12 protein-coding genes are annotated in these 13,959 nt (G+C 56.7%); 5 read left to right on the top strand and 7 right to left on the bottom strand.

Going from position 1 to position 13,959, the window contains the following annotated elements:
• Positions 1-4 precede the first annotated feature (4 nt).
• From ABI171_RS10270 to ABI171_RS10255, 4 genes are all read left to right on the top strand, one after another.
• Positions 5-883 (top strand): DMT family transporter, encoded by an 879-nt coding sequence (locus ABI171_RS10270; RefSeq protein ID WP_348092457.1) that lies wholly within the window; start codon positions 5-7, stop codon positions 881-883.
• Positions 884-1,069: 186 nt separating this feature from the next.
• Complete coding sequence (locus ABI171_RS10265; RefSeq protein WP_038488171.1) at positions 1,070-1,528, top strand: RidA family protein; 459 nt, start codon at positions 1,070-1,072, stop codon at positions 1,526-1,528.
• 124 nt (positions 1,529-1,652) lie between these two features.
• Positions 1,653-2,846 (top strand): PLP-dependent aminotransferase family protein, encoded by a 1,194-nt coding sequence (locus ABI171_RS10260; protein WP_348092456.1) that lies wholly within the window; start codon positions 1,653-1,655, stop codon positions 2,844-2,846.
• A 38-nt stretch (positions 2,847-2,884) separates the two neighbouring features.
• Entirely contained in the window at positions 2,885-3,913 is a 1,029-nt protein-coding gene (locus ABI171_RS10255) for a low specificity L-threonine aldolase (RefSeq protein WP_348092519.1), read from the top strand.
• 1 nt (position 3,914) lies between these two features.
• Here the strand turns inward: ABI171_RS10255 and ABI171_RS10250 are convergent, their stop codons facing one another.
• The 5 genes from ABI171_RS10250 to ABI171_RS10230 form a co-directional block, all read right to left on the bottom strand.
• A complete protein-coding gene (locus tag ABI171_RS10250; protein ID WP_348092455.1) occupies positions 3,915-4,313 on the bottom strand; it encodes a type II toxin-antitoxin system VapC family toxin in 399 nt (132 codons plus the stop codon).
• Complete coding sequence (locus ABI171_RS10245) at positions 4,310-4,567, bottom strand: AbrB/MazE/SpoVT family DNA-binding domain-containing protein (RefSeq protein ID WP_348092454.1); 258 nt, start codon at positions 4,565-4,567, stop codon at positions 4,310-4,312. The genes ABI171_RS10250 and ABI171_RS10245 overlap by 4 nt, the downstream gene beginning before the upstream one ends.
• 319 nt (positions 4,568-4,886) lie before the next feature.
• A complete protein-coding gene (gene parC / locus ABI171_RS10240; RefSeq protein WP_348092453.1) occupies positions 4,887-7,208 on the bottom strand; it encodes a DNA topoisomerase IV subunit A in 2,322 nt (773 codons plus the stop codon).
• 90 nt (positions 7,209-7,298) lie between these two features.
• Positions 7,299-8,180 carry a lytic transglycosylase domain-containing protein gene (locus ABI171_RS10235; protein ID WP_348092452.1) on the bottom strand — a complete coding sequence of 294 codons (882 nt, stop codon included), beginning with the start codon at positions 8,178-8,180 and terminating at the stop codon, positions 7,299-7,301.
• A 332-nt stretch (positions 8,181-8,512) separates the two neighbouring features.
• Positions 8,513-10,516, bottom strand: a complete 2,004-nt coding sequence (locus ABI171_RS10230) for a DNA topoisomerase IV subunit B (RefSeq protein ID WP_348092451.1) — start codon at positions 10,514-10,516, stop codon at positions 8,513-8,515.
• A 341-nt stretch (positions 10,517-10,857) separates the two neighbouring features.
• On the opposite strand from ABI171_RS10230, the gene ABI171_RS10225 reads away from it, so the two are divergent.
• On the top strand, positions 10,858-11,706 hold the full coding sequence (locus ABI171_RS10225; RefSeq protein WP_348092450.1) for a response regulator: 849 nt from the start codon (positions 10,858-10,860) through the stop codon (positions 11,704-11,706).
• Positions 11,707-11,787: 81 nt separating this feature from the next.
• Here the strand turns inward: ABI171_RS10225 and ABI171_RS10220 are convergent, their stop codons facing one another.
• Complete coding sequence (locus tag ABI171_RS10220) at positions 11,788-12,957, bottom strand: VWA domain-containing protein (protein WP_348092449.1); 1,170 nt, start codon at positions 12,955-12,957, stop codon at positions 11,788-11,790.
• A gap of 38 nt (positions 12,958-12,995) precedes the next feature.
• A complete protein-coding gene (locus ABI171_RS10215; RefSeq protein ID WP_038488191.1) occupies positions 12,996-13,850 on the bottom strand; it encodes a MoxR family ATPase in 855 nt (284 codons plus the stop codon).
• Between the last annotated feature and the right edge of the window lie 109 nt (positions 13,851-13,959).

Below are 13,959 nucleotides of genomic sequence, written 5' to 3'. Positions count from 1 at the left end.
CGACATGACAGACGAATCGAAGGGTATGTGGCTGGGTTTGGCCGGGGTCGCGATATTCAGCCTGACGCTGCCGTTTACACGAATGGCGGTGGCGGAACTGAACCCGGTGTTTGTCGCCTTCGGCCGGGCGGTAGTCGCAGCGCTGTGTTCGATTTTGCTGCTATGGAAAATCAAAGCTGCCCGGCCCACCGGTGCGCAATGGAAATCACTGGCGATAACGGCGCTTGGCGTGGTGGTCGGTTTTCCTGTGTTTTCTTCGGTGGCGATGCGCTACGTACCGGCTGCGCACGGCGCTATCGTGCTCGGCATCTTGCCTCTGGCTACCGCCATGTTCGGCGCCTTGCGGTTTGGCGAGCGGCCATCGCCGGGGTTCTGGATTGCAGCCGTCGTTGGTAGTGGCATCGTTGTGGTTTTTGCAGTAAACCAGAGCGGTGGCAGATTGCAGCTTGCCGATCTGGCGCTGCTGGCTGCGGTGCTGGCGGCAGCGACGGGTTACGCGGAAGGCGGCCGCCTGTCGCAGACCATGGGCGGTCAGCAAGTGATCGCCTGGGCGCTACTGCTGTCGTTGCCGCTCGTGCTGCCGATAACCGTCTGGCTGGGCTGGCGCTACGGTATCAGCGCCTCGCCCAAGGCCTGGCTGGGTTTTGCCTACGTTTCGCTGTTCTCGATGTTTATCGGCTTCTTCTTTTGGTACAAGGGGCTGGCGCTGGGCGGGATAGCCAGAGTTGGTCAAATGCAACTATTACAGCCGTTTCTGACCCTGCTAGGCGCGGCGTTGATCCTGGGCGAGGCGCTGGAAGGGCGCAACATGCTGTTTGCGCTGGCGGTGCTGATTGTGGTCGGATTCGGCCGCAACATGGCGGTACGGCGTCAGCCAGCCTGATATTCCGATAAAAATTGGATGGCAAAATATAACGCCGCCCTGGTCGCCAAGTGCGCGCAGGGGTGAGATAATTGTTAGCTTCCCGGGGCACAGGTACTGACCGTCCTCCGGTGTTATCCCATTTACCCTATCATTGCTGCTGGCGTCACAAGCGTTGGCAAATGATTATATTTTTCGGAGTGTCAGATGTCTGTATATGAAAAGTTGCAAGCCCTGAATATCACGTTGCCTGCCGTTGCTGCACCTGCGGCCGCTTACGTGATGTACGCCCAAAGCGGCAACACGGTTTACCTGTCCGGTCATCTGTCCAAAAAAGACGGCAAGATCTGGGTCGGCCAACTAGGCAAGGACATCACTACCGAAGAAGCCAAGCAAGCCGCGCGCGGTATTGCGGTTGATCTGATCGCTACTTTGCAAGCCGCTTGCGGCGGCGATCTGTTGCGCGTCAAACGCGTCGTCAAGCTGATGAGTCTGGTGAATTCAACGCCTGACTTTACCGAGCAGCACCTTGTGACCAACGGCGCCTCGGAACTGATCGGCGAAGTGTTTGGCGAGCAGGGCAAGCATGCCCGCTCCGCATTCGGTGTGGCACAGCTGCCGTTGGGCGCCTGCGTAGAAATCGAAATGATTGCTGAAATCGAATAGTCCTCGCAGTTCTGGCAGCGCTAAAACCGCTGCCGGCCCAGGAGACGGCAGATCATAAAAAAATCCCAAGGCTACCGCCATGGCGGCGGCCTTCCAGAATATAAGATCACTTGAAGAGAATCGTATGAAAATTGAAAACCCAACTCCGCTGCAATGGCGTTTCTCGGAGCGCGCGCAGAAGCTGCAAAGCTCGGCTATCCGTGAAATCCTGAAGATCACCATGCGTCCGGAAATCATTTCCTTCGCCGGTGGCCTACCGTCGCCGGCGACTTTTCCTATCGAGCAGTTGAAGGTCGCGTTCGACAAGGTCTTGTCGTTGCAAGGCAAGATCGCTTTGCAATACGGCCCGACCGACGGCTACGGACCGCTGCGCGAGTGGGTGGCCAATTCACTGTCGACCGACGGCGCCAAGATCTTGCCGAACCAGGTCATGATGACTTCCGGTTCGCAGCAAGGCCTGGACCTGCTGGGCAAGGTATTGATCGATGAAGGCAGCAAAGTACTGGTTGAGACGCCAAGCTACCTGGGCGCCTTGCAAGCATTTTCACTTTATGGTCCGGAATTCGTTTCGGTGCCTAGCGATGACGGCGGCCTGATCCCGGAAACCGTGGCGACATTGGGGCAGGGCGCGCGCATGCTGTACGCCTTGCCGAACTTCCAGAATCCGACCGGACGGACGTTGACGGTGGAACGTCGCCAGGCGCTGGTGAATATCTGTGCCCAGCTCGGCCTGCCGCTGATCGAGGACGATCCATACGGTGCCCTCAGCTATCGCGCCGAACCGCTGCCGAAGATGCTCAGCATGAATCCGGGCGGTGTGATCTACATGGGTTCTTTCTCCAAGATCCTGACGCCGGGAATACGCCTCGGCTACGTGGTAGCGCCGCGTCCGCTGATCGAAAAAATGGAGCAGGCCAAGCAAGCGACCGATCTGCACACTTCGCAGCTGACGCAAATGGTGGTGTACGAAACCATCAAGGACGGCTTCCTCGACCAGCATATCCCGACCATCCGCAAACTGTATTCGGACCAGTGCGACGCCATGCTGGATGCGCTGCAAGCCTACTTCCCGGCCGGCGTCAGCTGGACCAAGCCAGAAGGTGGCATGTTCATCTGGGTCACCTTGCCCAAGCATATCGATAGCACCAAGTTGCTGGCCGAAGCGGTCGAACAGCATGTGGCGTTCGTGCCGGGCGGACCGTTCTATGGCAATACGCCGGAACAGCACACCTTGCGCTTGAGCTTCGTCACTGTGCCGCCTGCAAAGATCCGCGAAGGGATCGAGAAGCTGGGTAAGCTGATCGCTGCGAAACTCTAAGGCCTTTATCGTCTATGCAAACGCTCGTGTCGTCGTCTTTGCAACATTTCGCCTCCGATAACCAGGCAGGCATTTGCCCCGAAGCGCTTGAGTATCTGCTCAAGAGCAACGATAGCGGCCACGAGCCGTCGTATGGCGACGACGCTTGGACTCAGCGCGTATGCGACCGCGTACGCGATCTGTTCCAGACCGATTGCGACGTCTTCTTCGTGTTCAACGGCACCGCTGCCAACTCGCTGGCGCTGGCATCCCTGTGCCAGTCTTATCACTCGGTGATCTGCCATGAGCTGGCGCATATCGAAACCGACGAATGCGGCGGTCCGGAGTTCTTTTCCAACGGTTCAAAACTGCTGACGGTCAAGGGCGAAAACGGTAAGTTGACGCCGGATGCGATCGAAGCGCTGGTGACCAAGCGTTCCGATATCCATTACCCGCGGCCGAAGGTAGTCAGCATCACGCAATCGACCGAAGTCGGCACTGTCTACACGGTGGAAGAAGTCCGGGCGATTGCGGCCATCGCCAAGCGCCGCCAGTTGCGGGTCCACATGGATGGCGCGCGTTTCGCCAATGCGGTCGCAGCACTGGATGTCCATCCCTCTGAAATCACCTGGCGCGCCGGCGTTGATGTCTTGTGCTTCGGCGGCACCAAGAACGGCTTGCCGGTGGGCGAGATCGTGGTGTTCTTCGACAAGTGGCTGGCCGAGGACTTTGCCTACCGCGTCAAGCAAGCCGGCCAGCTGGCTTCCAAGATGCGCTTCATTTCAGCGCCGTGGCTGGGTTTGCTGGACAACGACGTCTGGTTGCGCAATGCCCGCCATGCCAACGCCATGGCCCGGCTATTGCACCAGCGCTTGCTGGACATCGCAGGCGTGAAGGTGTTGTTTGAACCGCAGGCGAACGCGGTCTTTGCCGAGCTACCGGACCGGGCGGCCGCAGCAATGCGGGCTCGTGGCTGGAGGTTCTATCAATTTATTGGCGCCGGCGGCTGCCGTCTAATGTGTGCGTGGGATACTCAACAAGAAACCGTGGAGCGTTTTGCCGCCGAATTGCGCAGCTTGTGCGCTTGAGTTACTGGGTCCAGTCTTCAAGATGAAGTTGTGCGACCTGGCTGAAAGCCCGGTCGTTACTCACTAAAACTGCTTTGGCGCTCAAGGCGTGGGCCGCAATCTGCAGATCGAGCGCTCCAAGCGTCTTACCCTGCCGTTCCAGGCCGGCCCGTACTGCGCCATACTCTTCCGCGACTGCGCCATCCCAGGACAATACATCCACGCGCCGCAGAAACTCCGTCACTGACAGATGCAAGCGTTTGGCCTCAGGCCGCTTCGCCAATCCAAACAACAGCTCGCCTTTAGTAATCGCGGAGATGCATAAGGACGCCATCGGCACCGCCAGGATACGGGCAGCGACCAGCGGATGTCCCTTAAGCAGATGGCTGACCGTGTTGGTGTCGAGCATATATTGCGTCATTCGGCGCCTTCAAGGGGGTCGCGATTTTGCATGCCTTGGGCGCGCTCTTCCTCACCCAGAAAATCTGCCGGCACGTCCGAATCCTTGAGTGTGCTGAAGAAACCATCCCAGTCTGGCGGCTTGCGAGACAAAATCACATCGCCGGTATGCGGATCCTTGTGGATGAATACTTCCTTGGTGTCAAAGCGATAGGCAAGCGGCAGGCGCACTGCCTGGCTGCGGCCATTGGTAAACAGTTTGGCAATTTGGCTCATGGCATCGGTCCTGAAGCGATAGATACCAAAGTATATTCTATGTTTGAGATATATTAAAGTATATGCCCAGAATGCGTTGCAAGATTGGTTGAATTGAAAACAAGCAGAGGGAGGCCACATTTCCCGTGAAAGAGCGGTCGTCTTGTTTAAGCTTTCACTGAATAACGTTGAAATCAAGGATGAATAGCCAAGCCATTTTTGCCCCAATAATAGTATCGAGCCCAAAAACAATTGGGGTCAGAGTTGAATAATTGATAATTCGACTCCGACCCCAGTTTTGACGGCGCAGCCTGAAATCGGCTGCTTTGTGGTTACAAGACTATGGCGTCACCGGCGCTAAAGTTGCGGGCTTCAGTTTCGATTCCAGCACTTTCCCTTTACGCGCCCGCTTGCCGATATGCGGCGCCAGGCCTGATGCCGACAGCAGCACCTGTTGCGCTTTGCCGCCACGGCCAACACCGGTGACAAGCACGCCGCGCTGGCTGATCGGTTGCGCCGCCAGCAGTTTTTCGTTGGCTTCCAGTTCCATCAGGATCACGCCGCGGCCGCCGTTACTTAGCGTTTTACACTCGTCCAAGCCGAATACCAGCAAACGGCTTTTTTCCGAGAGGCAGGCAATCGCACTGGCAGTGCTGCCCAATGGTTGTGGCGGCAAAGGCAGGTCGCCCGCATCCAGCGTGACATAGGCTTTGCCAGCCTTGACCCGGCTCAGCATGTCGACGAGCTTGGCCGTGAAGCCATAGCCGCCGGAACTTGCCAGCAGCAGGGTAGTGTCAAGCGGTCCTGCGAAATAGTGCAGCACGCTGCTGCCGTTGGCGAGGTCGATCAGGGTAGTGATCGGGACGCCGTCGCCGCGGGCGTTGGGCAGGGTTGCTACCGAGACTGAATAAATACGGCCATTCGAACCGAAGGTCAACAGGTTGTCGACCGTGCGGCATTCGAAGGCGCCGTACAAGGCATCGCCGGCCTTGAAGCCGAACTGGCCGGCGTCATGCCCGTGGCCGGTACGCGCCCGTATCCAGCCCTTTTGCGAAATGATGACGGTCACCGGTTCATCGATGATCTTGGTTTCCACCACGGCTTTTTCTGCGGCTTCGATCAGGGTGCGGCGGGCGTCGCCAAACTGCTTCTGGTCGGCTTCGATTTCCTTGATGATAAGGCGCTTCATCGACGCCGGATTGTCGAGCAAGTCTTGTAGCGTGGCTTTTTCGTTGCGCAGCTCGGCCAGTTCTTGCTGGATCTTGATTGATTCCAGGCGCGCCAGCTGGCGCAAGCGGATTTCAAGAATATCTTCGGCCTGGCGGTCGGACAAATTAAATGCTGCGATCAGTGCTGGTTTAGGCTCATCCGATTCACGGATCAGCTTGATCACCTTGTCGATATTCAACAGGATCGCTTCGCGGCCTTCCAGGATATGGATGCGGTCGTCGATTTTTTGCAGCTTGAATTGCGAGCGCCGGGTAACGGTCACGAAGCGGAAGCTGATCCACTCGCGCAAGATCATGCCCAGACCCTTCTGGCGCGGGCGGCCATCGCCGCCGATCATCACCAGATTGATCGAGGCGCTGCTTTCCAGCGAAGTGTGAGCCAACAGCATGTTGATGAATTCGGTCTGGTCGAGATTTTTCGATTTCGGCTCGAACACCAGGCGCACCGGAGCGTCGCGTCCGGATTCGTCGCGCACCGTATCGAGCACCGACAAGATGGAGGTCTTCAGCGCGATTTGATCCGGCGTCAGGGCTTTCTTGCCGAGCTTGATTTTCGGGTTGGTCAGTTCTTCGATTTCTTCCAGGATTTTTTGCGAAGAAGCGCCCGGCGGCAATTCGGTAACGACTGCCTGCCATTGGCCGCGCGCCAGGTCTTCGATTTTCCAGGTGGCGCGTACTTTCAGGCTACCGCGGCCGCTTTCGTACATCTCCGAGATTGCAGTGGCAGAGGTAATGATCTGGCCGCCGCCCGGGAAATCCGGGCCGGGAATGAATTGCATCAGTTCCGCATGGCTCAAGGCCGGATTGCGGATCAGCGCGACTGCCGCCTTGGCCACTTCCTGCAAATTGTGCGAAGGGATTTCGGTGGCCAGGCCGACCGCAATACCCGATGCGCCGTTCAACAAGACGAAGGGCAGGCGCGCCGGCAGCAATTTCGGTTCTTCGGTAGAGCCGTCGTAGTTGGGCTGGAAATCGACTGTTCCCATGTCGATTTCTTCCAGCAGCAAGCGGGCAATCGGCGTCAGGCGCGCTTCGGTGTAACGCATCGCCGCGGCGCCGTCGCCATCGCGCGAACCGAAGTTGCCCTGGCCGTCGACCAGCGGATAGCGCAGCGAGAAATCCTGGGTCATACGCACCAGCGCGTCGTACACCGATTGGTCGCCATGCGGATGCAGCTTACCCAGTACATCGCCCACCACCAGCGCCGACTTGCGCGGCTTGGCGGCGGCGTTCAAGCCGAGTTCGCTCATCGCGTACAGGATGCGGCGCTGCACCGGCTTCTGGCCATCGGAGACGTCCGGCAAAGCGCGGCCCTTGACTACCGAAATCGCATAGTCGAGATAAGCGCGTTCAGCAAAGGTGGCAAGGGTTAAAGATTCAGCGTCCGGAGTTGGTGCATCTGGTGTTGCAAACAGATCGTTTTGGTCGGTCATGGAGAGTCGGGAATTATTCGGGCAGTTGTTGGGGCAGTTGTTCGGGCGATATGACTTGCGGGGCTTATTGTACTTTTTATGCGCGCTGTTTTATTCAATTATAGGTGTTGTCGCCGCCGGTAGCGACGCTGCCGGCGGAATCAGGCTGGCGCCAGGCATCGCGGACGCAGGCATCAGGTCGGCCGGCATGTTGCGGCGGCCGGGAATCACCAGCTGGATACGCCTCAAGACGCCAGTCTGGCTGGCGCCGTTGCTGTTTCGGGATGAGGCAAGTCCGGGTTGATACAGTTGATAAAACTGCCGCACCAGTTGCACGTAATTGCGTGTTTCCGGATACGGCGGTATCTGGTTGTTGTACTTTTGCACCGCGCCTTCGCCGGCATTATACGAAGCGATGACGAGTTCTTGCCGGGCCGGATAAAGTTTCAGCAAATCGCGCAGATGGCGTGCGCCGAGGCGGATATTGGTGCGTGGATCGGTCAGTTTTTGTTCGATCGGCTTTTTTTTGTCGCCGGTCAGGCCGTAACGTTCTGCCGTGGCCGGCATGATCTGCATCAGGCCGATCGCGCCTTTAGGCGATACCGCACCGGGATTGAAGCCGGATTCGGCTGCCATCACGGCCTTCAGCAAGGCCGGTTCGAGCGCGAACTCTTGCGCCGCCTGGTCCACCAGCTGTTCGTATTTTTTCAAGTTGGGATGCTGCGACAGATAGCGAAACAGCGGGCTTTCGCGCAATTTCGGATCCAGCGGTTTTGCGCTCTTGCCGCTGAGTTGCGATGAGTCGAAAGAACCGTCGCCACGCATGAACAACTGATAACGCTCATCCAGCTTTTCAGTCGAAAAATGGCCCATGCCGTCGGCATCGATATAGCCGAAGATATCCGCGCGCGCAGTGCTGACCGTGGTTATGAGTGCGAGCGTCAGCAGAGTAGCTGTGAGGAGTTGGCCCAAATGATGGCGAAGCTGCTTCATTTGCTATTGCGGGCCAAGCTTCGAGAGAGTGGTGTTACGGTATTTCATTAAAAGCAATATCCTTTGTATAGACAGGTTCGTTAATGAACTGCGATAAAACCCAGGCGTGCTTGCGCAAACAAGTACGCAATTAACATTAGATTAGGCGGCTGTCCATGCTGCTGCAGGCGCGCGCTAAGGGAAAAGATCAGTTGACCGTTGGCAACCCGACAAGCCGGGTGATTTCGTCATGAATCGCAAAACAGCACTCATCATAATACGTTTCGCCAATGTGGATGGCCAACGGCAAAATTGTTGCCAATCTTGCCATCCCCTGACATGTACTGCTGTCCTCAGATATCCGCTTCGGCCTCGTTCCCGTGCTCTTCAATCCAGGCCCGTCGCGCCGCAGCTTCGCCTTTGCCCATCAACATGTTGAAGCGGTTCTCCGATGCTTCCAGATCGAAGCCGCCCAGCGTGATCGGCAACAGACGGCGGGTATCCGGGTTCATCGTGGTTTCCCACAACTGTTCCGCATTCATTTCACCCAGGCCTTTGAAGCGCGAGATCGACCAGGCGGTGTCCTTGACGCCGTCTTTGCGCAATTTATCTTCGATCGCTTCCAGTTCGCCGTCATCCAGGGCATATATCTTTTGCGCAGGCTTTTTGCCGCGTGCCGGAGCGTCGACCCGATACAGCGGCGGCCGCGCGACGCAGATATTGCCGCGGTCGATCAATTGCGGGAAGTGACGGAAAAACAGCGTCAGCAACAAGACCTGGATATGCGAGCCGTCGACGTCCGCATCGGACAGGATGCAGATCTTGCCGTAGCGCAGACCGCTGAAATCGATGGTGTCGTTTTTGCCATGAGGATCGACGCCGATGGCGACAGCGATATCATGGATTTCATTATTGGCGAACAGGCGGTCGCGTTCGGTTTCCCAGGAGTTCAAGACCTTGCCGCGCAAGGGCAGGATCGCCTGGAATTCCTTGTCGCGGCCCATTTTCGCCGAGCCGCCGGCAGAGTCGCCCTCGACCAGGAACAGCTCGTTGCGGGTGATATCGCTGGATTCGCAATCGGTCAGCTTGCCCGGCAAAACCGCGACGCCGGAAGATTTTTTCTTTTCGACTTTTTGCGCCGAGCGCAAACGGTTCTGGGCTTGCTTGATGACCAGGTCCGCCAGCTTCTTGCCGTATTCCACGTGCTGATTCAGCCACAGTTCCAGCGCCGGCCGGGTATAAGTCGAGACCAGCCGCACCGCATCGCGCGAATTCAGGCGCTCCTTGATCTGGCCCTGAAATTGCGGGTCGAGCACCTTGGCGGACAAGACGAAGGAAACACGCGCAAACACGTCTTCCGGCAACAGCTTGACGCCTTTGGGCAGCAGCGAGTGCATTTCGACGAAGCTTTTGACAGCGCCGAACAAGCCTTCGCGCAAGCCCGATTCATGGGTGCCGCCAGCCGAAGTCGGAATCAGGTTGACATACGATTCGCGCACAATCCCGCCATCCTCGGTCCAGGCCACGACCCAGGCAGCGCCTTCACCTTCGGCAAAACCTTCGGCGTCGGCATTCGCATATTGCTCGCCTTCGAACAAGGGGATCAGCGGTTCAGCATTTGATGATTGCGCCAGCGATTCCATCAGGTAGCCGCGCAAGCCCTGTTCATATTGCCAGGTCTGGCTGTCGCCGGTCTTAGCGTTCAGCAACGTCACCTTGACACCAGGCAGCAGCACCGCTTTGGAGCGTAGCAGGCGTTGCAGTTCCGGTTGCGAAATGGCGGGCGAATCGAAATACTTCGGATTCGGCCAGGCGGTCACGCGGGTGCCGGTTTTCTTGTTGTCTTCCTTGCCGATCGGACGCGATTTGAGTTTTTCAATCACGTCGCCGTCGGCAAACACCATGTGATGCACGCCGTTGCCTTGGCCATCCGCGCGCCAGACCGTAATTTCCAGGCGTGAGGAGAGGGCGTTGGTGACCGACACGCCGACGCCGTGCAGGCCGCCGGAAAATGAGTAAGCGCCACCGCTGCCCTTGTCGAACTTGCCGCCGGCATGCAAACGGGTGAACACGATTTCCACCGTCGGCACTTTTTCTTCCGGATGCATCCCTACCGGAATGCCGCGGCCATCATCCTCGACACTGACGCTGCCGTCGGTATTCAGGGTGACCAGGATATTCTTGCAATAGCCGCCGAGCGCTTCGTCCGAGGCGTTGTCGATCACTTCCTGAATGATATGCAGCGGATTTTCAGTGCGAGTGTACATGCCAGGACGTTGCTTGACCGGCTCCAGGCCCTTCAGTACACGGATCGATGATTCGCTATATTCAGATTGCGGTGGTTTTTTGGTTGCCATTCAGTTGGTTCAGGTTAAATGTAAAATATTGTTAATTTGCAACTAAATTCGGAATTGCTCGTTATTATCCTGTGCGCATTCTAATGAAAAAGCCGTCAGGCTGGGCACAATGTGCAAATGCGGTGATGGCAGGTGGGGCCAGGCATGGTAATTGCGAGCAGTATCGGGTCAGCTGCCAAGAATCGTATCGTCAGGCTGAGCGCAGATTTAGCACTAGTTTTATTGGAAGTCGGCAATTAAATGTTGCTATTTTTGCACAGTATGTTGATAAAAATTAAAGCCCAATAAAGACGCTGCTATTATGCTTCGGTCGGGGTTCGCGCAACAGGGGGCATAAAAAAATGAAAAATCATAACGCACCATTCGCCATTCGTTTCATCGGATTTTCTGCAAGGGAAATCAATATTTTCGACGCTACTTTTTCAGTCGAGCAAAATCGCCAGAAGCAATATTTTCGCCTATCCGCAGATAGCTTGCAGGAGCCAGACCTGTATCTGGTGAATTCCGACGATCTGAAAGCGCTGGCGACGCTGGCGGACATGGAGCCGAATAATTTGCAGCCGGCCTTGCTGGTCGGCACGCCGCATGTGGAATTGCCGTTTGCGAACGTAGAACGTCCCATCCGTTGGCTTAAATTGTTCGATGCCTTGGATATCCTGATCGAGCGGCGCTTGATCATGCTGGCCAAGCAGAATCCGTCCGACGCCACGCTGGTGAGCGCTGTGCCCGAGCGGCGCCGGCGCGAGCGCCTCGATCTCGACCTGACCGACCCGCTTGAATATGAACGCATGCGCAGCAAGCAGCCGCGAAGCGACCGCATCCTGGTAATCGACAATCAATCCACTTTCCGCGACGATCTGGCGCTGGCCCTGGCGCACCATGTGGTGCCGGTTGAATGGGCGGGGACGTCAGATGCAGCCGCCGAGGTATACACAAGGCTCAGCATTTCAGTAGTGTTGATCAATCCGAAACTGGCGCAAGTCGATCCCTATGACTTGTGCACGGAGATCAAGCATCAGCACCCAAGCACGCGGATCGCCGTGGTTTTCCTGATTGACAAGGATTTTGACTACGATCAGATAAGGGCAAACCAGGTCGGCTGTGACGGTTTTCTGAACCGTCATCTGGAGCAGCCGCAAATCCTGCTGGCGATCGGGAAATTCCTGTCGTTGCGGGACCGGGTTTACTAGATGGCAAAGGGCGGCTGCCTGTGCCGCCCTGATGGAGCAGATAAAACGTTCAATTGCCAGTGACGGTGTTGCAGCAGGCTGTCATTTGCTGAGCAGGCGCATGCCGCGCTCCAATCCATCCATTGTCACAGGGAACATGCGGTTGCTCATCAGTTGCCGGATCACTTCCACCGATTGCCGGTATTGCCACAAGCCCTCCGGCTCGGGGTTGAGCCAGATGAACTTCGGGAACGCCCGGGTGAAGCGCTGCAGCCATTCGGCGCCGGCTTCTTCGTTGTTGTATTCGACCGAACCGCCGGGCTGCAAGATTTCGTAAGGACTCATGGTGGCGTCGCCGACAAAGATCAGCTTGGTGTCCGGCGTGTACTTGCGCAAGATTTCCCAGGTCGGGAAGCGTTCGGCGTGACGGCGCTGGTTGTTTTTCCACATATAATCATAGACGCAATTGTGGAAATAGAAAAACTCCATGTTCTTGAATTCGGTCTTCGCCGCACTGAATAATTCTTCGGTGCGGGCGATATGGTCATCCATGGTGCCGCCGACATCCATCAGCATCAGCACCTTGATATTATTCTTGCGCTCCGGTCGCATCTTGATGTCGAGATAGCCGGCATTGTGGGCAGTGGCGCGGATGGTGTCGTCCAGCGCCAGTTCTTCGGCGATGCCTTCGCGCGCGAACTTGCGCAAGCGACGCAGGGCGACCTTGATGTTGCGCGTGCCTAGTTCTCGCTCGTCGTCATAGTCGCGATAGGCGCGCGCATCCCATACCTTGACGGCAGTGCGGTTACCGCCGCTGCCGCCGATGCGTATGCCTTCCGGATTGGTGCCGCCGTGGCCGAAAGGCGATGTACCGCCGGTGCCTATCCATTTGTTGCCGCCTTCGTGCCGGCCTTTTTGCTCTTCCAGCAACTCGTTCAGGCGGCCCATCAATTTGTCGTAGCCGAATTTTTCGAGCTGTGCCAACTGCTCCGGCGACAGCTCGCGCTTCATGCGCTGCATCAGCCAGTCCAGCGGGATTTCTGGATTTTTTTCGAAGATGGTCTGGATGCCCTTGAAGTAGCGCCCGAACGCCTGGTCGAACTTGTCGAAATGGGCTTCGTCCTTGACCAGCGTGGTGCGCGCCAGATAATAAAAATTATCCAGCGTCGGCGAAATGACCTTCTTCTGCAGCGCTTCCAGCAGGATCAGGAATTCCTTGATCGACACCGGAACTTTGGCGTCTTTCAAGGTAAAGAAAAAATCGATCAGCATGAGGTGCTTTATCTATTTGTCGCGGTTATCTGTCGCAGTTATCTGTTCTTCCGAGCCATAAAAACCAGGCGCTCAAACAGATGCACATCTTGTTCATTTTTCAACAGGGCGCCATGCAAAGGCGGCACCACGGCTTTGGCGTCGCTGCTGTGCAGCGCTTCCGGCGGGATGTCTTCGGCCAGCAGCAATTTCAGCCAGTCCAGCAGTTCGGAGGTTGATGGCTTCTTTTTCAGGCCGGCCACGTCGCGCACCTGATAAAAAGTTTCCAGCGCCTGCGCCAGCAAATCCTTCTTCAGATTCGGAAAATGGACATTGACGATCTCCTGCATGGTCGCCTTGTCGGGGAACTTGATGTAGTGAAAAAAGCAGCGGCGCAAGAAGGCGTCCGGCAATTCTTTTTCATTATTCGAGGTAATGATCACCAGCGGCCGATGCTTGGCGCGCACCATTTCACGTGTTTCGTAGACGTAAAATTCCATGCGGTCGAGTTCGCGCAGCAAATCGTTGGGGAACTCGATGTCTGCTTTATCGATCTCATCAATCAGCAGCACCACTTGTTCGTCAGCGTTGAACGCCTGCCACAGTACGCCTTTGACAATGTAGTTGTGAATGTCCTTGACCCTGGCGTCGCCCAGCTGGGAATCACGGAGGCGCGACACGGCATCGTATTCGTACAAGCCTTGCTGGGCTTTGGTGGTCGATTTGATATGCCATTGCATCAAAGGCATGTTAAGTGCGGCGGCGACTTCTTCCGCCAGCATGGTTTTGCCGGTGCCGGGCTCGCCTTTGATCAGCAGTGGCCGTTGCAGCGTCAGCGCGGCGTTAACCGCCAGTTTCAGGTCGTCGGTGGCGACGTAGCTGGGGGAACTTTCAAAACGTGTCTCAGATCGCATTGTAGGTAGTCATGTGCAAGAAAATAAAGTCGAGTATAAACGAGAAGGCCAATTGGCTGGCCCGACGGCTCCCGACTTAGAGGCGTTAATCAGTTGTCATAATAATCAG

It is taken from the genome of Collimonas sp. (assembly GCF_039923675.1).
In the GTDB taxonomy this organism is placed as follows: Bacteria; Pseudomonadota; Gammaproteobacteria; order Burkholderiales; family Burkholderiaceae_D; genus Collimonas.
This window is presented reverse-complemented; position numbering and strand designations above follow the sequence as displayed.

Excerpts from the sequence above, each read along its gene's own strand:
- ABI171_RS10270 (WP_348092457.1), top strand. The coding sequence starts at position 5 with ATGACAGACGAATCGAAGGGTATGTGGCTGGGTTTGGCCGGGGTCGCG.
- ABI171_RS10265 (WP_038488171.1), top strand. The coding sequence starts at position 1,070 with ATGTCTGTATATGAAAAGTTGCAAGCCCTGAATATCACGTTGCCTGCC.
- ABI171_RS10260 (WP_348092456.1), top strand. The coding sequence starts at position 1,653 with ATGAAAATTGAAAACCCAACTCCGCTGCAATGGCGTTTCTCGGAGCGC.
- ABI171_RS10250 (WP_348092455.1), bottom strand. The coding sequence starts at position 4,313 with ATGACGCAATATATGCTCGACACCAACACGGTCAGCCATCTGCTTAAG.
- ABI171_RS10245 (WP_348092454.1), bottom strand. The coding sequence starts at position 4,567 with ATGAGCCAAATTGCCAAACTGTTTACCAATGGCCGCAGCCAGGCAGTG.
- parC (WP_348092453.1), bottom strand. The coding sequence starts at position 7,208 with ATGACCGACCAAAACGATCTGTTTGCAACACCAGATGCACCAACTCCG.
- ABI171_RS10235 (WP_348092452.1), bottom strand. The coding sequence starts at position 8,180 with ATGAAGCAGCTTCGCCATCATTTGGGCCAACTCCTCACAGCTACTCTG.
- ABI171_RS10230 (WP_348092451.1), bottom strand. The coding sequence starts at position 10,516 with ATGGCAACCAAAAAACCACCGCAATCTGAATATAGCGAATCATCGATC.
- ABI171_RS10225 (WP_348092450.1), top strand. The coding sequence starts at position 10,858 with ATGAAAAATCATAACGCACCATTCGCCATTCGTTTCATCGGATTTTCT.
- ABI171_RS10220 (WP_348092449.1), bottom strand. The coding sequence starts at position 12,957 with ATGCTGATCGATTTTTTCTTTACCTTGAAAGACGCCAAAGTTCCGGTG.
- ABI171_RS10215 (WP_038488191.1), bottom strand. The coding sequence starts at position 13,850 with ATGCGATCTGAGACACGTTTTGAAAGTTCCCCCAGCTACGTCGCCACC.